Genomic DNA, 25789 nt, shown 5'->3' with positions numbered 1-25789 from the left:
TATGAAAAAGTATATTGCTTATTTACTATTGATGATAGTCATCTGTACGACTGTTTCCTGTAGTAAATTCCTGGATAAGGAACCTTACAGTACCGCCAATGATGGTGGCATCTGGCGTACGGATGATGATGCTAATTCTGCTGTGGCAGCCTGTTATGGATTACTGAGGATGGCGCTGAACGATGGCATGGCTTACTATGCTTACGGGGATCTTCCTACCGACGAATTAAGCTCTGCCTACGGGAGCGGTGATTACGCATTTTACAATATTAAAAACTGCCTCTGGTCACTCTCTATTCCTGCCGCCAATACTTACGAGCCACTGATGAAATTACGCCGGTATGAGAACTTTTATCGTACCATCGATCAATCCAACCGCTGTATCAAACATATTCCCGCTATGGCTATAGACAGGCAGCAGGAGTTTCTGGGAGAGGCCTATTTTACCCGGGCCTTCAGTTACTTCTACATGGCACGTGTATGGGGTGGTGTACCATTAGTATTGCAGGCAATAGAAGATGTGGCTACTTCTGCCAATATTGGACGGGCAACTGAAAAAGAAGTACTTGATCAGGCAATAGCCGATGTGAAACAAGCTATCATTTTCCTGCCATGGTCAAACGGTGTTTCGTCCGATAAAGCTGTGCGTGCCAATAAAGGTGCTGCTTATGCATTGCTGGCGCATATCTACGCCTGGCAAGGCGATTATACCAACTGTGCCCCGATTGCAGACTCTGTAATCAGCAGCGGTCTTTACAGTTTTGTGGACAGGAACAATTATCTGAATATCTACGATGGCAAATCTTCCGAAGGCATCTTTGAAATAGCACAGAATGCTTCAAATGAAGGCGCTGCGGATGGTAATATCGCTTTTTATACTTTACGCTCAGAGTATCTGACTACCAACCAGGGTATTTCATACCTTCCGTTGAATATAACCACTTTATCAGCACTGTATAGTGATACCACAGACCTGAGAAGGACCAAAGCCTTTGCCTTCCTGAGCTCTACAGATCCAATCTGTATCAAATATAGTAACATCACTTATACCGGTACTGGAAATACCGCTCCGCTGGCATTCAATAATATAATCATTTTCAGGCTGTCAGATATCACCCTGCTGAGAGCTGAAGCACTGGCTGCTACCGGTAATTACGGAGATGCGCGTACGCTGCTGGATCAGATCCGGGCACTAGCAGGTTTATCACCTTCAACAGCTACAGATGAAGATCTATTTGAGGATGTTATTGATGAACGGGGTAGAGAACTATTCCTGGAAGGACATCGTTTTTATGATCTTGTGCGCCTGGCTAAAAAGACAGGGAAAGTAAAATTCGGAGATGACAAGATCTCTGCGAGCCAGTTCCAGCAGGGCAAATATTACTGGCCCCTTGATCCTGTGTTGATCACTGCAAATTCATTGCTGGTGCAAACGCCCTATTGGAAAGGAAAATTGTAATGCTAAAAATTTAAATCGCTCTCTTATGATCCGCTTTACTCATATGGTACTCGTTTGTTGTCTGCTGCTGGCAACTGCCTGTAAGAAGGATGCTTACCTTACTGATGGAGGACTTAGTAATGCACACACCGATCTCACTACATACGACTACCTGGCAAAACAACAGTTCCAGCTATTTGATACAGTTGTAGCAATCATCGATCACTATAATCTGAAAGACGAAGTGAATGCTGCCAAAACCTTTTTCGCACCTACTGATTATGCTGTAGCAAATTATCTCCGGATGAAACTGGATTCAGTACGCCAAATCGATGAGAATAACAGGTATACGCTGGATGACATGTACAATGATATTACGATAGATTCCGTAAGACAATACCTGTTCAGTGAAGCCATTTCAGTCGCAGCAGCAACAGAAACCTCCGTGAAATATACTACACTGGGCAATACGCCGGCAGCGATCCTGAAAATTAAACAAACGGACCCAATTTATAACCAGTGGTCTAATACACCGGTATACCTGCTGTATTATACAAAGATAGTAGGTACACTGGATACAGGTACCACTGATCCGAACGATCCGGATGCAGACAGACGCGCACAGTGCCAGACTACCGGCATTCTCACATCGAGCGGAGGCGTATTGCACGTGCTTAATAATCTGCACATTTTCGTACGTTTTTAATTCATCAACACCTAAATTAAACGCTTATGAAACGGGGAGTGTTTTACATACTAATATTCGTTTGCTGCGCTTGTAAGAAGCCGGCAGAGGGATATCTGGGAGAGAATATCTATTACAAGAACAATCCGTTCAATGTTCCGCAGGGGATTGCTACATATTCAGAGCCCATAGAATCCGACGGATCTACCAATCCATTATATGCAGACTTATTACAGATCAGGAATAAAGCGACAGGCGAAATAGTGGACAGCCTTTTTTCTAAAACACAGAATGTACCTGTGTACAGGGGGGCTGTTACCTATGAAGATTCAACAGTGGCATTGCTGAATCAGAAACTGGGAGACAGTCTGGTAAAACCCTTCAAGATCAATCATACCGGAGGCAGACTTGAACTCACTCAAGCCACCAGATACGTAGAGGCTGGAACGTATACCATTGATGTGAACGTGTTTAATATTAGGGGTGGCAGAACATTGAAGAATGCATGTGATATCATTATCAATCCGGCTACCGAATATGATCTCACCTACAAAGCATGGAGTACTTCTACACCAGTCGGGGAAGTATTTACCGGTATGGATGCATCTGCACTGGTTATTGATGTTAATCGTCAGCCTGGTCCGAATAAAATTATCCTGAAGTTTGTAGATAAAAATGGTACGCCATTCAGTGCCGCGAAAGGAGAGATTATAAAAAGAGGGGACCGTCCCACGCTTTCCAATTGGGACCCTTACTTTCCGGAAGTAAAGACCGATTCAGGCTATGTCTATGAATTCCCGGTTGCACCGGAATTCCCGGTGTTCAACCAGTGTTTTATAGGCGCATCCAGCTGGACTGGATATATTTGTTATTACCGGATTGCAGCACAATACACAGATATCAATCTTAATATCAATCCTGTATTTACAATCAAATATTTTTTACAGGGAACATATACAGTTACAGTTCATTTGAGCAACGTAGTAAGAAAACAAGTGTAAGAAGGGGATAATAATTTGTTCCTGAATTACCTGATACCTCGGGGTCGATAACCCCTTGTTATAGATAGCTTAATCAAAAAGGAGTTAATGAAACGAAGAAGATTATTATTATTAGGATGCCTGTTCGCAAACATGCAACTATTACATGCGCAGTCACTACTTCCGGCATACCGGCCTTCGCAGGAAGAAGAAAAACAGGCCTATCGTAATGCTGCACTACTGGATTCTACCATCCGTAACAAAGCATATAAAACAACCGTAAAAGCCAGGTGGCAGAACGGGGAAGCTGGTTTCTGGTATAAAAATATCCTGGCAGATAGTACCTCGGAATTCATGTTTACAGATGTATTAAAGGCTAGTAAAAGACCGGCTTTTGATCATAAAAAGATGGCAGAAGCTCTCTCCGCTGTAATGGATACCACTTTGCATAGTAACAAATTACCCATTACTGATCTGGTTTTTCCTAAAAAGGGAAATGCGTTATTAGTAGAAGTAAAAGGAAAGTGGTACAGTTGTAATTTATTGAATTATACCTGTACACCGGCCGCAACACCATTGTTATCATCAGACAATGGTAGTTTTATACGGCATAGTCGCTGGGAATATCATGATGATAGTACAGTGGGAGATAGCTTATCGCCTAATAAAGAGTGGACCGCTTTTATCAGAGATGGTAATGTCTTCGTAAAAGCAGCAGGTACTAATGATGAATTTTCTTTCACTACAGATGGTACAAAAGAAAAACCATATGGCGCATTGAAATGGTCGCCCGATAGTAAATACCTGGTAGGATATCATATCAACCCGGTTACTATTCAGCCGGTATATCATCTGCTTTCTTCATTATCTAATTCAACAAGGGCAAAACTTGATACAGAAGAATACGCACAGCCGGGCGATCCGTTCACAGGTTTTGAGATGTTTGTATTTAACCTGGCAGATAAAAAGATGGGGAAAGTAAATACAGAGATCTACGATTTCCTGGGCAGGCCATACCTGCGCTGGCGTAAAAGTGATCCCCGTTATTTTACTTTTGAGAAAGCAGATAGAGGACACCAGCGTTTCCGGGTAATAGAAGTGGATGCATTAACTGGCAATACCCGTAATATCATTGATGAAAAGACGAATACCTTTATCTACGAGCAGCAAATTTTCACTCATTATTTAGACGATACGAATGAGATGATCTGGTCTTCCGAAAAGGATGGCTGGAATCGTTTATACCTTGTAGATGTTCTAAAAGGAACGGTTAAGAATGAAATCACTACTGGTTCATGGGTAGTACGTGGAATAGACAGTGTAGATGAAAAGAAGCGGGAAATATGGTTTCGGGGAAGTGGTATGAATTCGGGAGAAGATCCTTACAACATCCATTATTACCGTATTAATTTCGATGGCACTCACTTAGTAAAACTAACTACAGCCAACGCTCAGCATACACTTAGTTTTTCACCCGGAAAAACATATTACCTCGATACTTACTCAAGGCCGGATCTTCCTCCTGTTACCGAGTTACATCGCACAACAGATGGTAAACTGCTCATGGAAGTAGAAAGAGCTGATCTGAAAGATTACCTGGCGATGGGGATGCGTTTCCCGGAAGTATTCCATTCTAAAGCCAGAGATGGGCAAACAGATATCTGGGGAGTAGTCTGCCGTCCGCGTAACTTCGATAGTACCCGCCGTTATCCGGTCATAGAAAACATTTATGCAGGCCCACAGGACGCTTTTGTCCCTAAAACCTTCATGACCTACGGCGAGATGCAAAGCATGGCTGAATTGGGCTTTATCGTCGTACAAATAGACGGCATGGGAACTGCCAACCGGTCCAAAGCCTTCCATGATATGTGCTGGCATAACCTTGCCGACGCTGGTTTGCCAGACCGTATCCTGTGGATTAAAGCGCTGGCAGCTAAATACCCCTATATTGATACTACCCGCGTTGGACTATACGGCACCTCCGCCGGTGGGCAAAATGCCGCTGGTGCACTGCTTTTTCATCCTGAATTTTACAAGGCAGCTGTATCAGCCTGTGGTTGTCATGACAACCGGGTAGATAAACAATGGTGGAATGAACAATGGATGGGATACCCTGTTGGGCCCCATTATGAAGCACAATCCAATGTGACCAATGCTTCGAAATTACAGGGTAAGTTATTACTGATAGTAGGGGAGAACGATCATAATGTACCACCTGAATCAACGTATCGCGTAGTAGATGCATTGATAAAAGCTAATAAAGATTTTGACCTGTTAGTCGTTCCCGGTATGGATCACAGTGATGGCGGCCCTTATGGGAGAAAGAAGAAACGTGATTTCTTTGTGAGGAACCTGTTGGGAGTAGAACCTCCTGAAAGGAATAAAGAATAAGATCCTTAATATGCTGTAATTTCGATATAATAATGATAAAATAATGTGGAGTAATTTATACTGGTATTACGAAATTCGTGCTGATGAAAATTACAGCAAAGAATTATCTACGGATAAGATCATAAGAATATTAGAAAATACAGGATTATTAAAAAGAACAACACCTCAAACATTTACTAATAAAGATAGTTTTCCCTGGATTGATGTTTGTTGTGTTAATTCTGATAATGGGAATTATGGAAGACCGGAACATTTTAATAGCAAATACTGTTCAAAAACACGTTCTAGGTATCAAAGTTTCATAAATCGCAATATGATCCTTTTGTAAAATACTTTATGGCTTCAGGTATATCTATTGATTTCGGTTAGCGGCCACCGATATGGGCGACTCTTGTATTTTTATTGTAACTTGTTTATCCGATTTAAACATGACATTATGGCTATTTCCAATATTGAGGAATTAAAGGACATAGTTCATTCTAATATTAATGCTACTCAATGCGATACGCTTGCTGAATATTGGTAAATGCCCGAGTTATGTGCAACCCTAACCGACAGTGCGACTATAAACGAACTGAAAAACCTTGATTAGGATACATCATTCAGGGAATTGGCTACTCTGACAGTTTTAAAGTTTCTGACCTTTGTGCCATAATTAAAAAGCATAAAAAAATGACAACACAAAATTGGACAGCAGACAACATCCCTTCACAGCAAGCAAAAACAATTCTCATTACAGGTGCAAGCAGTGGCATTGGAAAAGAAACTGCAAAGTTATTTCAATCTAAAGGCTGGAATGTAATCGCTACAATGAGAAATCCAGAAAAAGAATCAGAATTAAAACACTTAGAAAATGTTTTGGTTGCCAAACTTGATGTTTTAGATTTAGATTCTATTCAAAATGCGTTTATAAAAGGCGTTCAAAAATTTGGCAGCATTGATGTATTGCTAAATAATGCTGGCTATGGTGCATACGGACCATTAGAGTCATTTAGTCGGGAGAAAATTTTACAACAATTCAATACCAATGTTATTGGGCTTTTAGATGTTACCAAGACCATTCTGCCTCATTTTCGACAAAACAAAAAGGGTATTATTATTAACATTTCCTCAATTGGAGGCAAAATGACTTTCCCTTTAGGTTCATTGTACCACGGAACAAAATTTGCCGTTGAAGGTATTTCAGAATCGCTTAACTATGAAGTAGAGCAATTTGGCGGACAAGTAAAAATTGTTGAGCCAGGTATGATAGCGACTGATTTTTCAGGTAGGTCTTTAGATTTTAGTAATGATGAAAATATGACTGAATATCAAAATATTGTTAGTTCTTTGATGGCAGCAATGCCCAAAATGGTTGAAAATGTTTCGCCTGCAAGTGTGGTGGCAGAAGTAATATTTGAGGCTGCAACAGACGAAAAAAATCAATTGAGATATACGGCAGGAGAAGATGCTAAAATGCTTATGGCAAATCGTCAACAATATGATGATGCCACATTTATAGGCAGTATTAAATCACAATTTGGACTTTAACATATCTGAAATATGAATCCTGTTGTAGAATATTTCAATGGCGAAAAAACCGAAATCTATTATTTATAGGCTTTGGTGTTTTCGCCTTATATGCAACCCTAACAAATAGACAGTGCAACTATGAACGAACTGAAAAACCTTGATTAGGATACATTATTCAGGGAATTGGCTACTCTGACAGTTTTAAAGTTTCTGACCTTTGTGCCATAATTAAAAAGCATAAAAAAATGACAACACAAAATTGGACAGCAGACAACATCCCTTCACAGCAAGGAAAAACAATTCTCATTACAGGTGCAAACAGTGGACTTGGATTTGAAGCATCAAAGGTATTGAGCGGTAAAGGTGCTCACGTAGTTATGACTACTCGTAACCTGAAAAGTGGTAATGAAGCAATTTCCTTAATCAAAAAGGAAAACGCTAATGCTAAGTTAGACCTAATGCAACTAGACTTGTCCGATTTTGCTTCAATACATAAATTTTCTCAAGAGTTTCATCAGAAGTATAAGCAACTTGATGTACTCATCAATAATGCAGGTGTTATGTTTCCGGTAAAGCGAGAACTAACTAAGCAAAAATTTGAAGTTCAGTTTGGAACGAATCATCTGGGGCATTTCTTACTAACCGGCTTGCTTTTGGATTTATTAAAAAGCACCCCAAATTCTCGTATAGCAATACAGTCAAGCGGACAGCACAAGGCAAAAATGGGTAAGCCTGATATTCATTTTGACGACCTGAATTTTGATAAAGGATATAATAAATTTATAGCCTATTCTCAAAGTAAACTTGCAAACCTATTATTTGCGTATGAGTTAGACAGGCAACTGAAAGCGAACAAGATTGACATAACCGTTGTTGCTGCTCACCCCGGCTATACAAAAACAAATCTTACAAGGCATACAGGTTTTTTTGTTCAAGCTATAATAACAAACATACTTGCACAAAAAGTTGAAATAGGTACGCTTCCTATTTTAAGAGCAGCAACAGATCCAAGTGTAAAAGGTGGTGAATATTTTGGACCAACCAAAATGAATGAAATGCGTGGATATCCTGAATTGGTAAAGTCAAGTGACAAATCGTATGATAAGGAGTTAGCTGGAAAACTTTGGAAGGTTTCTGAAAAATTAGCCCAAATTAATTATGAGTTCAATGGGAAATAAATTTATGAAAATAAATTCCGTTTCGGAATTGCATAAATTAATGGGTATCCCAAAGCCTAAACACCCATTAGTTAGTCTGATAAATTATAGCGATGTTCCTTCATATGTTATAGAAGATTCGGTTAAAGTAATATTGAATTTTTACACAGTTTCAATAAAGCATAACTCTGATTGCAAGTTCAACTATGGTCAAAATTATTACGACTTTGATGGAGGGGTTTTGGCATTTATGGAACCGGGGCAAATTGCATCGACCACCCAAAACGGAAATACACGATCAGATGGATGGCTGTTGGTTTTTCATCCCGACCTTATTAGAAACTACTCAATTGGAAAAAATATAAAAAATTACGGGTTCTTTTCGTATGCAGTAAATGAAGCACTACATTTATCTGAATCTGAAGAAGCAATGATTGAAGAGATTTTTAAGAATATTGAAAAAGAATACAATCATTCAATAGACCAATTTAGCCAAGATGTAATGGTTTCACAGATTGAGCTATTACTCAATTATTCCAACCGATTTTACAATAGGCAATTCATTACTCGCAAAACAGCTAGCAGTGATTTACTGACAAAAATGGAAACTTTGCTTGACGAATATTTCGAAAGCGACAAAATAATTGAATCCGGACTTCCAACTGTTCAGTTTTTTGCTGAGAAACTAAATCTATCGCCCAATTATTTGAGTGATATGTTGAGAGTTATCACAGGACAAAGCACTCAACAACATATTCATAACAAATTAATCGAAAAAGCGAAAGAAGCTTTATCAACTACAAATCTCTCAGTAAGTGAAATTGCATACCAGTTGGGATTTGAGCATCCACAATCATTCAGTAAATTATTTAAAAGCAAAATGAATATTTCGCCACTTGAGTATCGGGCATCTTTTAAGTAATGAACGAAAGAATCAAAGCAAAAATGAAAAATCAAGAGACGCCAGAATAGAAGGGCAGCACATAACCGGGAGTTTGGCAAAATGCCGGCTTCAGAATAAATACTCAGTTATATATCGCTACTCAGCTGCAGTTCAGGCTGACACAACACAGATGGGCTTTGAATATAAGTTCAGCGATTATCTTTCCCTGCAGCTTGGCGAAGTGCCGATATCCAAATTATAAAACAGATTCCACACCTTTTCAAAATAAAGTTGGTTTTCGATACTAATTATCAGCATTATGTAAGATGAAATCTAAACTATATTTCCAAAGCTGTCAGCTAAAACAGTAACTATTACATTTAAATATACCTCATTCATAAATAATAAGAGGCTCTCAAAAGTTTTGACAGCCTCTTATTATTTATGAATGAGCTAGACTAGTATTCATTTAGACGAATCTCAGAGCCTTCGTTTATTTTTGATATATTATTCAACCGTTACCGTCGCCAGATGATACCTGGATCTTCCCGCATTCTTATAATCACGCAAATCCTTACAGATAGCTGTTACCACAATATCTTTCGAATTATCAAATACATGTTTTGCGAATATTGCCATAACTCATAGAGCTGTTGCCTGACTGAACATTTAAGATACTTCACCTTCTTGTTTTACGGGTTTACCTTCTTTTTTTAAATATCTTGAATTTCCTCGCCTATTTTAGTTGTAACATTTCAGAACAGTCTAAACACCATTCACAATAAGACAACATTTAATTATCATAACAGCAGGAATGAGAACTAATCTATTTAAGATCAGCATTTTATTGGTATTACTGGCAGCATGCTCAAAAAGTGAAAATAAGAGTGATTCATCAATTCTTATTGATGATGACTTGGAGGGACCTATTTCCCGGCCTTCATCCGGGTATGGTGCTGATGGTTCATACAAGGTTGCGGAGATCGACTTCCTTAACCCGGAATATGCCGGTACCAATGTAACGATCTTTTATCCCCAGGGTATAACCTCTGCGAGGCCGACTATATTTTACTCACATCCTTATGGTGGTGAAGACAAAGAATATAACAGGGGCCTGTTTGAGTTTATCGCGAAAAAGGGCTACGTTGTTGTATTTGTCCCTTATCGCACCATTGACGTAAGCATTGACCATCGTTATCTTACCTTATGGAATGGTTTTATGAAGGCCGTGGCCGACTATCCTAATATTATTGACACCCTAAAAGTAGGCTTTATAGGGCACTCTTTCGGCGGCGGAGCAACCATAGATTTGTCTTATAGGGCTTTTATAGAGAAAGGTTGGGGCCAGGACGGGCGTTTTCTATTCACCATGGCACCCTGGTACAGCTACCCATGGGGGAGCAGTTTGACTACGGCGGAACAGTTACAGAACTTCCCGTCCAATACAAAAATGATTTCCCAGGTATATGATGAAGACACCGTCAATGACCATCGTATGGCAATTGATATCTTCAGGCATATTAACATTGCAACAAGTGAAAAGGATTATATCTATATCAAATCATCCACTATTACAGGTTACAAATATGTAACTGACCATGTGCTGCCCAATAGCCGTAGTGCCTATGATGCACTGGATTATTATGGGGTTTACCGTTTACTGGATGCCCTTATTGACTATAGCTTTAATGGTAGCGCCGCCGGAAAAAAAGTAGCATTGGGAAACGGTTCCACGGAACAGATAACTATGCCGGGTTACAATGGACAGTTGATGGCTCCCCTGGAGGTAACAGATAATCCATCACCGAAATATTCCCAGGATAAGTATAAATATCCTTGTAACAGTTCGAACAATCCAAGGATAGACTACTGTCAATAGGTATCAAAATTTTTAAAATCCAGACGCAATATGAAGTTTATTGCAGGGCATAGATATGAATTTGAATATATCGTTACCGATAATTCATTATATTATCTGGATATTCTTTTTAATTATCAGAGAACACTTAGATTTAAGATGAAAATTGATAACTGATATTTCCCAGTGTTTTTTAACCCATTGGCTACTATTTCAATTCAATATACATTCTCCACATACCTTTTAATTCTTCCTTGAATTTTGGATAGTCAAGCCGTGTTTTACTATGAAACTTAAATCCTACCTTTTCGTAAAACGTAACAGCTTCCTGATTTGTATCAATAACAGAAAGCCAGAATATTTCCTTTTTATGATTGTTTGCAATGTCAAAGGCAAGCTCAAATAGCTTTTTACCAATTTTCATTCCTTTGAATTGTGGCAAAATGTAAATTTTATCTAATTCTATACCTTTTCCCGGTTCTAAGCCGGGAAGGTTTGAAGATAGATTCAATTTCATAAATGCCACAGGCTCCTGGTTTGTAAAAGCTACATAATAGTGAATATTATTATCGTTGAATTCACTTTTCAAGGTTTCTGTGCCAAATACTTTATTGATATATAATTCCAGACCATCTTCGTTCCAATGGTGGTAAAAGTTTTGACTATAGGCTTCCCAACAGATTTTTTGAAGTACTGACAGATCAGTAAGTTTCATCTGTTGGATGTCGATATCCGGTGTCATCTTATATGGTCTATTTTAAGGAACTTCCTTTTATGCATGCTCCACGCTCTGGAAATAGCTGTTAATATACTCACTGGGCGACTTACACGTTACTGTTTTAAATACCCTGTTAAAGTTGGTAATACTGTTAAACCCGCACGTATAAGCTACTGTAGCAATATTATCATATGTCCCGTCGGTCAGTTTTTTACATGCCTCATTGATCCGCACTTCATTTAAGAAGGACACAAATGTATGCAGAGTATGCTTTTTGAAGAACCGGCAGAATGCCTGTGGTGTCATGTGGGCCTGTTTGGCAGCGTCTTCCAGCGTAATGGGCTTATCATAATGCTGCATGATAAAGTTGTAGATATTACCTACCCGGATACCTTCATGTTCACTTACCAGTTGTGTTTTTTGTCCGGATGCCAGTGGGGTAATATCTGAGTAGGAGGACAATTGCTTTAACAGGTCCACGAAGTGGATCAGTTGCTCAGTCCCGCTGCTGTTGGTCACTTTCAGCATTTTACCGGATATCTCTACGGCGTGTTCCGGTGGTACTTTAAAGCCTGACTGATGCTGCTGTACAAAGTTTTTGAGCAACTTGATTTCCGGCAGGTTAAAAAAGGCAGAGAGTTCCCCGTATGGATTGAAAAAGATTACCAGGGCAACGATCTTTTTCCGGCTTTTAGGCTGGAAGTAAGACGACTCACTTTTAAAGATATGCGGTTGATTAGCCCCCAGCCAGTAGATCTCGTTAGAGCGGAAAGAATGCATATTATTATCCGCTACCAGCGTGCCTTCGCCCTGCTGTACCCAGGTAAGCTGAATCTCCTGGTGTCTGTGCAAATGCGGATAGAAATACGGAAGTACATCCTTCTGTACAATGATAGATTTGTCCAGCGGAACAGGTATAGTGAACTGCAGCACTTTCATATTGTAGTTTTTTAAATGTGGTTTACAGGTATCTTGGTTGACCAGGCTGTCGGCAATGAGTGTTAATTGTACAATTATTAATTCCAGTGGTTCAATATTACGAATATTAACCCAAATTTCATAGAAAAATCATTCTATGGGTGAAAAAATGGTTAATGTCAGCTACCTTCCATTTAAAACAGGTTAATATTAGCTTATAATTGATTATTATCAGTTAGGCCGGCTTAATATGTTTGAAATATTTTTGGAGAAAATAATTATGCTATGAGTATAGAATGGAAAGGGATATTTCCTGCAATTACCACTAAGTTCACATCTGCCGATGAACTGGACCTGCCACTGTTCGGAAAAAACCTGAAAGTGCAGCTGGATGCTGGTATCGATGGAATAATTCTGGGCGGTTCGCTTGGAGAGGCTAGTGTACTGACCACAGCTGAGAAAGAAAAACTTACAAAATTTACAGTAGAGCAGGTGGCCGGCAAAGTGCCCGTTGTCATGAATATTGCTGAAGGCGCTACCCGGGAAGCCGTAAAACAGGCTGAATTAGCTGCACAATGGGGCGCAAAAGGGCTGATGTTGCTTCCTCCTATGAGATATAAAAGCGATGAATGTGAAACTATAGCCTATTTCAAAGCCGTAGCGACTTCAACAGATCTGCCTATCATGATCTATAACAATCCGGTTGACTATAAAGTAGAAGTTACCCTGGAGATGTTCGATCAACTGCAGGAGTTTGCTAACATCCAGGCAGTAAAGGAATCTACCCGGGATGTCTCTAATGTTACCCGTATGATAAATCGATTTGGCGACCGGTATAAAATCCTTTGCGGAGTAGATACACTGGCCATGGAAGAGATAATGCTGGGCGCTGTAGGTTGGGTAGGCGGACTGGTTTGTGCTTTCCCTGCTGAAACAGTTGCTATATACAAACTTACAAAAGCCGGTAAAATAAAAGAAGCACTGGACATCTACCGCTGGTTCCTTCCATTGCTGGAACTGGATCTGCACGCTAAATTGGTACAGTATATCAAACTGGCAGAACAACAGGCCGGCCTGGGTAGTGAACTGGTAAGAGCTCCCCGTCTTACCCTGATAGGTGAGGAGCGTGAGAGAATCCTTAAAGTGATCAATACATCACTGGCGAACAGACCTAAATTACCTGATTATCTTTCTTTATAAATAATCAGTATATTTTTCGAAACATACAAACTGGCAATTTTTCCGGAAGTAATCAGGTCTAAATTACCTGATTATCTTTCTTTATAAATAATCAGTAAATTTTTCGAAGCATACAAACTGACAACTTTCCTGTAAGTAATCAGGTCATCTTTCTTTAAAAAATAATCGTTACATGCAGATAGATCAGATCATGCAGCAATCAGCGTCCGCTTTTGAAGCGTACAAACAGGTAAAACCTGCTCAACGGGCAGCTTTCCTGGAGGCGATTGCGGCAGAGATAGAAAAACAAAGAGAGATCTTAGTACAAACAGCAGGTGAAGAAACCAATTTACCTGCTGCCCGGTTAAACGGAGAAATTACCCGTACTACTACCCAGTTACAACTGTTTGCAAATCTTATCAAAGAAGGAAGCTGGGTAGATGCAGTGATCGATACGGCTAAGCCGGATAGTACACCTGCAAAACCGGATATCCGCAGAATGCTGCTCCCGGTAGGACCAGTGGTCGTATTCGGTGCAAGCAATTTCCCTTTTGCTTTTTCAACGGCAGGTGGTGATACCGCCAGTGTACTGGCAGCCGGTGCTACCGTTGTGATAAAGGGACATCCTGCTCATCCGCGTACTTCTCTATTGGCATTTACTGCTATGCAACAAGCTATTTCCAAAACCAATATGCCTGAGTTTACTGTGCAGCATGTTGCGGACGCGGGCATAACATTAGGTAAAGAGCTGGTTTTGCATCCATTAACTACAGGCGTTGGTTTTACGGGATCTTTGCAAGGTGGTAAAGCACTGATGGGATATGCATCTCAACGTGAAACACCTATCCCGGTATTTGCTGAAATGAGCAGCATTAATCCGGTGGTATTCTTCCCGGATGCATTAAAATCCCAGGCTCCTCAACTGGCACAGACCTTCGCAGCTTCCATCACTTTGGGTATGGGACAATTCTGTACCAACCCGGGATTGCTGATTGCGCTGGAAAGTGAGGCGCTGGAAAACTTCCTGCACCTGCTGGGTGCTGCTATCGCTTCGAGTGTACCGCAAAAAATGCTGCACACAGGTATTCAGCAGGCCTATGTAAAAGGCAGGGCACATATGCTATCTCAGGAGGCAGTTACACTGGTCGGTGAAACAGAAAAACCGGTAGGTGAAGAGGCATGGCCTGCGCTCGTTCGTTCAACGGGTACTGCATTCCTGGCGAATCAGGTACTTAAAGAAGAACTATTTGGTCCTTATTCCCTGGTAGTAACCTGTAAGGATAAAGCGGAACTGATAGCCGTACTGAAAAGCCTGAAAGGACAACTGACTACAACCGTTATCGGCACTGAAACAGATACTGCTCAATGGCAGGATGTGATTGCATTACAATCCACGTTGGCTGGTCGTATCATATTAAACCAACCACCTACCGGTGTGGAGGTCTGCTCTGCAATGGTGCATGGCGGACCTTTCCCGGCTACATCCGATCAGCGTTTTACGTCAGTTGGCACAAGTGCTATCAAACGTTGGGTACGCCCGGTATGTTTCCAGAATTTTCCAGATAGCCTGCTGCCGGATGCATTGAAAAAAGATAATCCACAGGGGATATGGAGAATGGTAGATAACCAGTTTAGCAGATAAAGAGGGCTACCCGCTTTAGCAGATAAAGGTATTTACAGAGCTAATGTATTATAGTCAAAACAGGAGGTTGTATCAAAAGTGAGGTACAACCTCGTTTTATTCGGATACCTGATGGAGAGCCTTGATCGTTAAAACGATTTTTAGGGGGCTTCATTTATTTTAATACAACCTCAATCAAAAGACTTCGGCTTATGTCAGACCAACCAAAATCTTTTCGCCGATCATTCGGACTGCTCGACGCTACCATGATAGTAGCGGGCTCCATGATAGGCTCGGGTATATTCCTTGTTAGTGCCGATATTACCCGCAATGTAGGTTCTGCGGGCTGGCTGATCCTCATCTGGATCATCACCGGCGTACTTACGCTGACGGCTGCACTTAGTTACGGTGAACTTAGTGGTATGTTCCCCCAGGCAGGCGGACAATACGTATACCTTAAAGAAGCATTCAACCGCTTAACAGGTTTCCTGTTTGGCTGGAGCTTTTTCACAGTTATCCAGGCGGGTTCTATCGCTGCAGTGGGAGTGGCCTTTGCTAAATTCTCCGCGTACATCTTCCCGGTACTCAGCGAGAAAAATATTCTGGCAGACCTCGGCTGGATACAGATCTCTGCTGCACAGCTCACCGCCATCCTGCTCATCGTTCTGCTCACATTCATTAACACTCTCGGCGTAAAAGAAGGTAAACTTATTCAAACCTGCTTTACACTGGCAAAGATAGCAGCACTGCTCGCGCTCATTATCTTTGGTTTATTTGCGGCAGATAAAAGTATCTGGGATGCTAACTGGCAAACCGGTTTTACTTTGCAGAAAATGGAACCGGGACAACTACTGCCATATGCCGGATTTGCAGTATTGGGTGCTATTGCAGGCAGTATGGTGGGTAGTTTATTTAGCAGTGATTCCTGGAACAATGTAACCTTCATCGCAGGTGAGATCAAAAATCCGGAACGTAATATCGGACGCAGTCTTTTCCTGGGCACCTTATTGGTAACTGTTATCTATGTGGCTACGAACCTGGTATATATCAGTATCCTTCCCATGAACGGAATAGCCTTTGCTGAAAACGACAGGGTAGGAGTAGCTGCTGCTATCAGGATCTTCGGTCCCAACGGTACATATATTATTGCGGGATTGTTAATGGTTTCCACTTTTGGTTGTAACAATGGTCTCATTCTTTCAGGAGCAAGAGTATGTTATACCATGGCACAGGATGGCCTGTTCTTTAAAAAGCTTGGTGAACTGAATAAGAATGCAGTTCCCGGAAAAGCGTTGTGGATTCAGTGTATATGGGCATCTGTATTATGTCTGAGTGGAAAGTACAATCAGCTGCTCGATTATGTGATTTTCGTTGTACTCATTTTTTATATCCTGACGATTGCCGGAATTTTTCGTCTGCGCCGTAAACGGCCTGATTTACCTCGTCCTTACAAAGCTTTCGGTTATCCTTTTTTACCATTATTATATATTATTGCAGCAACAATAATCTGCATGGCATTGCTGGTTTATAAACCTCTGTATACCTGGCCCGGATTAGGCATTGTATTGCTCGGTATCCCGGTATATTATTTTGTATGGAGACAGAAACCAACAGCTTAATACTATTAGCTGGCTGGTTAATGAAGATATCAGGATAGGACACTAGTTATATACTTTGTGATTTCAAAGACCAACTTCTAATAGCGGGTTAAATGTAAAGTTTATGGAACTGCTGATAAAGTGGGGATTGTTATTGATTCTAAATACACCTTGTATACCGTGATGACCCGGTGAAGCATAATAAAGATCAAATCTATAATCATATTCCAAAGCTAAATCAGGAAACAAAACAGGCAGACGCAGTGTATTTATAATCAATAACAATCAATAAAAACCAGCTTTATTACAAGAACAAAGCCAGTTAAAAACTAATATTCATGATCAATAAAAAACCGGCTTTATTACAAGAATAAAGCCGGTTAAAAACTAAGTATAAACATAACATTACTGTTGCCCTGCAAAACTTCCTTCTGTTTCTTCCGGATCTTCCTCACTTTCTTTATGCAGATGCACATTATTCATTTCTTCAAACACATTTCCATCTTCATATCCTACAGCTACGAACACAGAAAGCGTTTGTCTGGCGGGTCCTTTGAAACTTCCCTTCACCGGGCTGCAATCGCGGAAATGCCTGCCAACGGATAACTTCACGTGTTTATTTGTTACCCATACATTATTGGTTGGATCAATACCTGCCCAGCCATAACCAGGGATAAACACTTCTACCCACGCATGGGTAGCACCTTCACCGCGCATACCATCTTTATTCGGACAAATATACCCACTCACGTAACGGCAGGGAATATGAGAGGAACGCAGAATATGCAGCATCAGATGAGCAAAATCCTGGCATACGCCCGCACGGTGTTGCAGGATCTCGTCTACCGTTGTTTCGATATTGGTGATCCCTTTTATGTATTTGAAGTTCTTAAAAATATATTCACTGCAATGTTCTGTGATAGCTGCAATGCTTTTATCTGGCTGAGCAATCACCGTCAGGATATTATTGATCACATCTTGTGTCCTGATCAAATCCGGTCTTGACAGTTCGATCATTTTCAGCTGATCTGCTATTTCAACTTTCAGCTGCTCAAAGCCAGTGTGAAAGTTGATCTGCAATTGAGTAGGAGCGATGGTACGCACCAGCAGTTTGCTTTCGATCGTCAGGGCCTTATGAGGCGACAGAAGATTGAACTCTCCTGTTTTGTTTCCCCAATAGTCTGTAAATACCTGTACATCCGGATGAGTGGTAATGAGCAGGTCGTGCTGCAATATTTCCTGTTCAGGACACTGATAGGGAAATATCTTTATTTCATTTACACTTTCCTTAACTGGCCTGTCGTATTCGTATTTGGTAATATGATGTATTCTGAAAATGGGCATATGGCAAGAGCTTATGCGTAAGAGAAAAATTTTTGACTTAATAAGGTGGTAAAATACAGCAGGTCGTTCCGTAAATCTTCCAGGTATTGCTGCAGATTATCATTATTCAATACATCCAGGTCTGTGTTTTTAACCTTGCTGTAAAGCCGGCCAAAACATCGCATCAGTGCCGCAATATCATCAGAAGCATTTTTACGCGTTACATCCTGCAGATGACGGTCTATACGTCCCATTGAATATACTATGGAATGCGGGAAATCCTCATTAAAAGATACCTGATGCAATACATCGTGGTTGTAAAGAGAAGAGCGGTAAGTCTTTAAATGCAGTTCATAACCGGATAAAGACATCAGGAGATGACGCCACAGCATGATATCCTTGATCTCATCCATCCTGTAATTTATCCGCTGGTATTGTTTATTAGTAAGTACAATTGTTTCCAGGCAACGCTCTATATATTTACCCAGGTTCATAAATCCCCAGCCAATCCCTCTTGCCATTGTGATATCAGTGATCCCGGTATATAATACACTATGCCGGGTAAAGAGGTCCAGGATATCCGCCGCTTCATAATTAGAGAGGCGTTTATCCAGTGATGGCTGATGAATCAGGTGATAGAAGGAATTCACTTCCTCCCATACTTCTTTGGTAATATAATCCTGGATACCACGGGCATTTTCCCTGGCTTTGGTGATGATCACCTTTAAAGAGTTGCTGTTGGAGCTGTCCGTGAGCAGCTTTTTAAGTGCATCCCCGGTACTGTGTGCAATAGCGTCCATCTCTGGATCTGTACAGCTGGTAAATGTTTCCAGCACCGGTTTCCATGTAAGGGGACCGTTAACGTCTTTATCCAGAGATAGTATATAATGTGTGGAAGTTACTCTTAGTAATCCTTCTGCCCGTTCCATATAGCGGGCCAGCCAGAAAAGTGAATCAGCAATCCTACTTAGCATGAAAAGTGTCTGTTTGGTTGATCAATCTATTACCCAGGTGTCTTTGCTGCCACCACCCTGTGATGAATTAACAATAAGTGAATCTTTCCGTAAGGCAACACGGGTTAGCCCGCCCGGAACAATCTGTACCCCTTGAGGGCCACAGAGCGCATATGGACGTAAATCTACATGCCGGGCCTGGAAAGTTCCATCAATAAAACAAGGTACGGTCGATAATTTGATGATTGGCTGGGCAATAAAACTGCGAGGATCTGCTTCAATCGCAACTTTAGCCTTTTCCCAATCTTCCGTACTCACCTTATTTCCCATAATCATCCCATATCCCCCGGATTGATTCGTTTGCTTGATAACCATCTTCTGAATATTATCAAATACATACTTCCTTACTTCCGGTTCATTCAGTTCGTAAGTGGGTACATTGGGAAGGATCGGTTCTTCATTCAGGTAATATTTAATCATGGCCGGTACATACGCATATACGGCTTTATCATCTGCCACACCATTGCCCATTGCATTTACTATGGCCACATTTCCTTTGCGGTAAGCACTCATTAATCCGGGTACACCCAATGCACTGTCCGGACGGAACTGCAGGGGATCCAGGAATTCATCATCTATACGCCTGTAAATAACATGTACCTGTTCCAAACCATCAGTAGTTTTCATATATACTTTATGATGGTCTACCACAAGGTCACGTCCTTCTACCAGGGTAATCCCCATTTGCCGGGCCAGGAAGGTATGTTCGTAATAAGCAGAGTTATAAATACCCGGGGTAAGTAATACCACCGTGGGGTTAGACAACTGGGTAGGGGCCATCTGCAGTAGTATTTCATGCAGCAGCAGCGGATAGTTGCTGACCCTTCTTACGTGATTGGCTGCCAGCAGCTCCGGGAAAATGCGTTTAGTCACCTCCCTGTTCTCCAGCATATAACTCACGCCCGAAGGGGTGCGCAGGTTATCTTCCAGTACATAGAATTCCCCGTCTTCCCCACGGATCAGGTCTATTCCGGAAATGTGCACATAAATATCATGCGGTACTTTAATACCGAATACATCCCTGGTGTAATGCGGACAGGAAGCTATCAGTGATGCAGGAACTACCTTGTCTTTCAGGATCTGCTGTTCATTGTAGATATCCTTGAGGAACATGTTCAGAGCCTTCAGCCGCTGTTTGATACCCAGTTCAATATGTTCCCATTCCTTACTGGTAATAATACGGGGAATAATGTCGAAAGGGAAGATGCGTTCAATACCCGCATCGTCACTGTATACGGTAAAGGTGATCCCCTGGTTCATGAACAGTTCTCCTGCCAGGCGGTCCTTCTGCTGTAAGGCAGATACATCAAACTGCTCCAGCGAGGTGAAAACTTTGCTGTAATGATCCCGTATCTGTTGCTTATCATACATTTCATCCCATATATCAGCTGCACTGTTGTATTGATCTAATAATTTAAGCCTGTCCATAAGCTTCTTTTTTAAATAAGTTAGGGAATGATTTTGGCAACTTGGACAATTTAATGTTTTACCATGATAATTAGAAGTTTTTGGATATAAATCGTGTTAAAATAGTATAAAACGATTAGCAGAAAGAGTTAACATACGGTTATTGTATTATATCTGACGTATGTATTATATTTTAATGTATCTGCTTAACTGGCGGGTTAAAATCCTGCCCAAACCCGTTAATATCTGTCATTAACTAAGTAATGCTTTAACCTAATTTAGATATGCGAACCATTTATTGTGAGAACCCGTGTATTCCCCGATTCCTTTATTGTATCTCAAAATAAACCTTTAAAAAAAACACACTCTTATGAAAACATGTTTACAGCTATTGCTATGCCTGTTACTAACGGGTAGTATTACCGCGCAGAAAACGGTATTCATTCCGTCGGAATTTTCCTCGGCACCATTAAACACCTGGTCTTACAGTAAGTCTTACCAGTCGGCCAACTTTATTGTATTCTGGGGAAATATAGTAGGTACTGATCCTGCCAATTATTCAGATGCGAATCTGCGGTTTAACCCACAATCTGTTTGTGATACCCTGGAAAAGATCTATACAAAGTTTGTAAAAGAAATAAAATTCTGTTCAGATACTGCGACTAAAAATCTCGGTAAGTATAAGATCATTATTGTAATGAACGATACCTGGGGAACAAACGGACCTTCCGGCTGGGCTTTTGGTGGTACCTACGGCAATACCATCGGTGCTATGTGGGTACATCCCAATGCAACAAGGGACGGAGGCGTAATCAGTCATGAGCTCACACATTCCCTGCAGGGTATGATCTCAATCCAGGAAAATACCGTCGGCGGTGGTTATATCAACTATGAACCCGCAGGATTTTTCTGGGAAGCACATGCTAATTACATGCGTACACAAATGTATCCCCGCTTTGCAGGAGATGATCTGCCCCGCTGGTTTGGTACCGAAATGTTTCACTTCAGTTCTACCCGTCACCACTATGGTACATTTAAACTCTTGTATACCATCCAGCAGTTGGAAGGTATAGGCATGGTAAACCGCCTGTGGAAAGAGTCACTGGCAAATGAACATCCGCTGATCACTTATCGTCGCCTGAAAGGATGGACACAAGCACAACTGGATGATTTCGCCTATGAATATGCCAAACGGGAAGCTACCTACGATTATCCCGTTAATGGTTTTGGCGGTATCATGCGTGCGGAAAGAGACCGTCTCAAAACACAGGAACCTCATTACATCTGGCGGATGCATACCGTGCTCACTCAGATCAGCGCTACAACCGGCCGTTATGTAGTGCCGGATGCTTTCGCCCCGCAGGACTATGGCTACAACATCATACCGTTATACACCACCTGCAGTTCCCGGAATGTAATTGTGAAATTTAAAGGACACACAGAAGTGAATGCCACTGCCGGCTGGCGGTATGGTTTCGTAGCAGAAAATGCAGATGGAACAATCTCCCGTTATGGCGCTTTAAACAGTGCAAACGAAAGCCAGATCAGTTTCCAGATGAACACCAATGAAACGAAACTTTACCTGGTGGTAATGGGCGCACCTACTACCCATACTTCCTATGTATGGGAGCCAGGATGGCCAAAGATCAAAAGGTATCCTTATGAACTCCGTATTGCGAATGCCGTACCCGAAGGTTATCAGAGTACTTTCAGGTCAACCTACAAGACTAACGGACACGTACATTCAAATGGTGGGGGATGGGTTTCGAATACTGCAACCGTTGCTTCTACGGCATATGTTGGCCCTTCCGCAATTGTACGGGGATCATCCAACATCTCCGGTACTGCACGTATAGAAGGTACTGCATGGGTAGAAAATGCTACTGTATCAAATAATGTTGTTATCAAAGGAAATGCAAACGTATGGAATGGTAGTTACTCCGGTAATGCACAGATCCTGGACAATGCTATTCTGAATAATTGTACTGTATCCGGCAGTGCCATAGTAAAAGGTAATGCCATGGAATGGGGAGTTACTTTCGGCAATAGTGTGGTAGTAGGAGGTGATGCTGAAATAGGTAGTTGCAGTACCAATGGTACATACCTGCAATTTCCTCATTCTAATAATGGCCGTGCTGAATGTGATGGTAAAGGAGCTACTGATGCTTCTAATGTAGATGTAAATTCGACTTATACCCAGTTTACAGATACACAGATGGCGTTTAGTGGTACAGTGGCATGTACTACTGCTGCCGCACTTAGTGCTGTGCATGTCATCGATGTGGAGAAGGATGTGGTGATATACCCTAATCCTGCTGCAGGTGCATTTAATGTTAGCCTTCCTGATGAAAGTGCGGTATTGTCCCTCTATAACAGTGACGGAAAAGAAGTCCTGCGTAAAAGTGTAAAAGCTACTCGTAGTTTGACAATTGATACTGCTGCTGAAGGACTGACACCGGGTGTATTTGTGTTGAAGGTAACAGGTAAAACTAAAACCTTTACAAAGAAACTGGTAGTGACAAAATAAAAAAAAGGCTGACTGGATATATCTTCCGGTCAGCCTTTTTTAATTCTATTATTACAGCTGCATCCACACTAAATTGTAATGCTTATCTCTTCCTTTCATATATAATTTGAGTGTTACATACGAATTCGTTTCCGCATTATAATCTGCAGCATTTGACAGATTCATGTTGTAAAACTTGTCATCTTCAGTCCTTCCAAAAAAAGACTTCCGGACGGGTAGTACGTTATCATCTGTGATATCGTAATAGAAATTCTCACATTCTCCCACACCTTTAATGGTAGTAAGGTCTCCTTTCAGGGCTCTTTCAGCATTCTCATCTATATCATTTGTAAGGATGTATGTTTTGTCTTTACTGTGGATGTAAGAGAAAAATTTAAATGCATCTCTGTCGCCTAGTAACGGAGATTGTTTGTTTGCCTGCTGGAACGGATATGCAGATATATCCAGGGCATAATCAGCCGGGATTAATGAGCTACTTTTTTCATTATCCGCTACATCGAAATTACATATCGTAAATAACAGTCAGGAATGTAAATCTTTATAGTAAATAACAATTAGTAATATAATTTCTTATTGAAAAGGAAGAGTGGTTCTAGTGTTGTGCTATTAAGTTCATAGAGTCTTCGGAGTGTCTCCGGGGAGAGTTGCTAGTAAGTAGCACCTTTGATAGGTGATTGATAGGTGTTTGGTCGGTGGTTGATCGGTGGTTGGTCGGTCATGACCAATCAACCACCGATCAACCACCGACCAATCATCTACCAATCCTGGGAGACTCTAGCAACTTACTCTCAAGTTTCCCCGAAGTCTTCCCGGTGACTGCCAATTAGAAATAAAGCCATTAATGCTCCAGAATAATCATTTAATGTCATGTTATTTTATCTGTAAGTGGTTTTTTCAGGTAGGCCCCTCAAAAGTTAATATTGAGTTTACATCTGGAGAGTAAGTTTGTGCTATAATGGAAAAGCTTTCAGACAACCGGCTGATGGAGCTGATAAAGGGGGGAAACAATCACGCATTTACTGCATTGGTAAACCGATACTGGGAAGACATGTATAAACACGTGTACGCCAGGCTGCGCCATGAAGAAGATGCCAAAGATATCTTACAGGAGATTTTCATCACTGTATGGAAAAACAGGGAAACAATTACAATAGACGCCAAAGGGAATATGGGTGGTTATCTGTTTCAGGCTGCCCGTTATTGTATCATAGATCATTTTGGGCGTTCTCACACTACTATTTATAACGAAGAACTGTTAAGTGAGTTGCTACAGGCAGGTGCTTCTGCTCACGAGTTATTAGAAACAAAGGAGATGGAACAGCAGGTCCATGAGGCATTAAACCGTATGCCGGAAAGATTGCAGCTCCCTTACCGGTTAAGTCGCTATCAACATCTGACAAATAAAGAAATAGCCACCAGATTATCGTTGTCGGAACAAACGGTAAAGAATAATATTTCCATCACGTTACGTTATTTAAGAACCCACATGAATGAACAGAATGGTGTTACTGGCATGCTATTCATATTTTCCTTCATAATTCCTTAACATACTTTAGCGGTACTACCTTCTTCTTCAGGAGATATAGATGATGTTATGGACAAAGAACGTCTTTCATCAACAGCCCTGAAGGTTGTTTTAAACAAATATATCCAGGGTATTGCTACTCCGGAAGAAGTGCAGCAGGTAGAACAATGGTATGCTACTTTCAAAGAAGAAGAAATACCATATCATCCTGCTGAAAGGGAAGAACTACGCCGGCAAATTGTGTCTGGTATTATGGAGCAGATTCCGGTAACACATCGCAAAACTGGCAAATGGTGGAAAGTAGCTGCTGCAGCTGCTTGTATTACGGCTACAGGATTTCTTTTTATGAATAAAGATAACCATAAGCCACCTGTGTTATTAGCTGCAAAAGAAGTTTCAACCGCTCCCGGCAGCAGGAAAGTAATCACCCTCTCTGATGGTTCTGTAATTCACCTGAATGCGGGTACTCAGTTAACGATCCCGGGCGATTATGGCGTAAAAGAAAGACGGTTAATCTTATCGGGAGAAGCGTTTTTTGAAGTGGCTACAGATCCGCGGCATCCTTTTATTATCAATACCGGAAATGTCAATACAACCGTACTAGGTACTTCATTTAATATCAGGGCTTATAAAGGACAGGAAGAATGGCAGATTGCCGTTGCCACAGGAAAAGTAAAAGTGGCAGATACTGTATCCAGGCAACTATTATCGGATGGACTTATCGCCAATAAAGCATTATCATACAACCTTGCTACAAATATCACAACCATCAATGATTTACCGGCAAATATAACCGGCGCATGGCGTAACAATATCTTCTACTTTAATAATAGCACGCTCGCTGAAATAGGGGAGGAACTACAACGGCAGTATAATATATCAGTAATCGTAACGGGAAAAGATAATGGTCATTATAAGATCAGCTTCTCACGCGAACCCCTGGCGAAAGTGTTGAAAGTATTAGCCGGATTAACAGGTATTACATATACAATCAATAAAGATGCAGTAATCATTCACAAAAAAGGATAATAAAAAAGCCAGAAGTGTTTGCGGCAC

General features: G+C 41.1%; 20 protein-coding genes. 14 read left to right on the top strand and 6 right to left on the bottom strand.

The features are described from left to right. Position 1: 1 nt before the first annotated feature. The 7 genes from BM176_RS10685 (at position 2) to BM176_RS10650 (ending at position 9085) form a co-directional block, all read left to right on the top strand. Positions 2–1459, top strand: coding sequence for a RagB/SusD family nutrient uptake outer membrane protein (locus BM176_RS10685; RefSeq protein WP_177230364.1), 1458 nt, complete (start codon positions 2–4; stop codon positions 1457–1459). Between the two features lie 25 nt (positions 1460–1484). Then, positions 1485–2144, top strand: a complete 660-nt coding sequence (locus BM176_RS10680; RefSeq protein ID WP_090102647.1) for a hypothetical protein — start codon at positions 1485–1487, stop codon at positions 2142–2144. A gap of 26 nt (positions 2145–2170) precedes the next feature. Further along, positions 2171–3124 (top strand): hypothetical protein, encoded by a 954-nt coding sequence (locus BM176_RS10675; protein ID WP_090102645.1) that lies wholly within the window; start codon positions 2171–2173, stop codon positions 3122–3124. Between the two features lie 87 nt (positions 3125–3211). Then, complete coding sequence (locus BM176_RS10670; protein ID WP_090102644.1) at positions 3212–5494, top strand: S9 family peptidase; 2283 nt, start codon at positions 3212–3214, stop codon at positions 5492–5494. Between the two features lie 672 nt (positions 5495–6166). Further along, entirely contained in the window at positions 6167–7024 is an 858-nt protein-coding gene (locus BM176_RS10660) for an SDR family oxidoreductase (protein WP_090102640.1), read from the top strand. Positions 7025–7251: 227 nt separating this feature from the next. Further along, entirely contained in the window at positions 7252–8184 is a 933-nt protein-coding gene (locus BM176_RS10655) for an oxidoreductase (RefSeq protein ID WP_090102638.1), read from the top strand. Continuing rightward, positions 8174–9085 (top strand): helix-turn-helix domain-containing protein, encoded by a 912-nt coding sequence (locus BM176_RS10650; RefSeq protein ID WP_090102636.1) that lies wholly within the window; start codon positions 8174–8176, stop codon positions 9083–9085. Before BM176_RS10655 ends, BM176_RS10650 begins: the two co-directional genes overlap by 11 nt. Positions 9086–9553: 468 nt before the next feature. Here the strand turns inward: BM176_RS10650 and BM176_RS32890 are convergent, their stop codons facing one another. After that, positions 9554–9685, bottom strand: coding sequence for a hypothetical protein (locus BM176_RS32890; protein WP_255373488.1), 132 nt, complete (start codon positions 9683–9685; stop codon positions 9554–9556). 175 nt (positions 9686–9860) lie between these two features. Here BM176_RS32890 and BM176_RS10645 point away from each other — a divergent pair, with 175 nt between their 5' ends. Further along, complete coding sequence (locus BM176_RS10645) at positions 9861–10925, top strand: alpha/beta hydrolase (protein WP_090102634.1); 1065 nt, start codon at positions 9861–9863, stop codon at positions 10923–10925. 187 nt (positions 10926–11112) lie between these two features. Here BM176_RS10645 and BM176_RS10640 read toward each other — a convergent pair whose 3' ends face one another. Together BM176_RS10640 and BM176_RS10635 are read right to left on the bottom strand one after the other, a co-directional pair. Beyond that, positions 11113–11646 (bottom strand): GNAT family N-acetyltransferase, encoded by a 534-nt coding sequence (locus BM176_RS10640; RefSeq protein ID WP_090102632.1) that lies wholly within the window; start codon positions 11644–11646, stop codon positions 11113–11115. 30 nt (positions 11647–11676) lie between these two features. Continuing rightward, entirely contained in the window at positions 11677–12561 is an 885-nt protein-coding gene (locus BM176_RS10635) for an AraC family transcriptional regulator (RefSeq protein WP_090102630.1), read from the bottom strand. A gap of 264 nt (positions 12562–12825) precedes the next feature. Here BM176_RS10635 and BM176_RS10630 point away from each other — a divergent pair, with 264 nt between their 5' ends. The 3 genes from BM176_RS10630 (at position 12826) to BM176_RS10620 (ending at position 16959) form a co-directional block, all read left to right on the top strand. Next, positions 12826–13740: a dihydrodipicolinate synthase family protein gene (locus BM176_RS10630; protein WP_090102628.1), complete on the top strand. Its 915-nt coding sequence runs from the start codon at positions 12826–12828 to the stop codon at positions 13738–13740. 172 nt (positions 13741–13912) lie between these two features. After that, the gene (locus BM176_RS10625) at positions 13913–15361 is read left to right on the top strand and encodes an aldehyde dehydrogenase (NADP(+)) (RefSeq protein WP_090102626.1); all 1449 of its coding nucleotides are present in this window, start codon (positions 13913–13915) and stop codon (positions 15359–15361) included. Positions 15362–15552: 191 nt separating this feature from the next. Continuing rightward, positions 15553–16959: an APC family permease gene (locus tag BM176_RS10620; RefSeq protein WP_090102624.1), complete on the top strand. Its 1407-nt coding sequence runs from the start codon at positions 15553–15555 to the stop codon at positions 16957–16959. A gap of 384 nt (positions 16960–17343) precedes the next feature. On the opposite strand, the gene BM176_RS10610 is transcribed toward BM176_RS10620, so the two are convergent. Genes BM176_RS10610 through BM176_RS10600 form a run of 3 tightly spaced genes read right to left on the bottom strand, consistent with a single transcriptional unit; the run spans position 17344 to position 20702 of the window. Beyond that, positions 17344–18282, bottom strand: coding sequence for a transglutaminase family protein (locus BM176_RS10610; protein WP_090102620.1), 939 nt, complete (start codon positions 18280–18282; stop codon positions 17344–17346). An 11-nt stretch (positions 18283–18293) separates the two neighbouring features. Beyond that, positions 18294–19235 (bottom strand): alpha-E domain-containing protein, encoded by a 942-nt coding sequence (locus BM176_RS10605; protein ID WP_090102618.1) that lies wholly within the window; start codon positions 19233–19235, stop codon positions 18294–18296. A 21-nt stretch (positions 19236–19256) separates the two neighbouring features. Continuing rightward, entirely contained in the window at positions 19257–20702 is a 1446-nt protein-coding gene (locus tag BM176_RS10600) for a circularly permuted type 2 ATP-grasp protein (protein ID WP_090102616.1), read from the bottom strand. 349 nt (positions 20703–21051) lie between these two features. On the opposite strand from BM176_RS10600, the gene BM176_RS10595 reads away from it, so the two are divergent. The 3 genes from BM176_RS10595 to BM176_RS10585 all read left to right on the top strand — a co-directional run bounded on the left by BM176_RS10595 (position 21052) and on the right by BM176_RS10585 (position 25762). Then, on the top strand, positions 21052–23208 hold the full coding sequence (locus BM176_RS10595; protein WP_090102614.1) for a DUF6055 domain-containing protein: 2157 nt from the start codon (positions 21052–21054) through the stop codon (positions 23206–23208). Between the two features lie 955 nt (positions 23209–24163). Next, on the top strand, positions 24164–24754 hold the full coding sequence (locus BM176_RS10590; RefSeq protein WP_090102612.1) for an RNA polymerase sigma factor: 591 nt from the start codon (positions 24164–24166) through the stop codon (positions 24752–24754). Between the two features lie 48 nt (positions 24755–24802). Further along, positions 24803–25762, top strand: coding sequence for a FecR family protein (locus BM176_RS10585; RefSeq protein ID WP_090102610.1), 960 nt, complete (start codon positions 24803–24805; stop codon positions 25760–25762). Positions 25763–25789: the final 27 nt, after the last annotated feature.

Origin of the sequence: Chitinophaga sp. CF118, assembly GCF_900112615.1 — a bacterium.
Classification (GTDB): Bacteria; Bacteroidota; Bacteroidia; order Chitinophagales; family Chitinophagaceae; genus Chitinophaga.
Note: the sequence above shows the minus strand (reverse complement) of the source record. Positions and strands in the feature narration are given on the sequence as shown.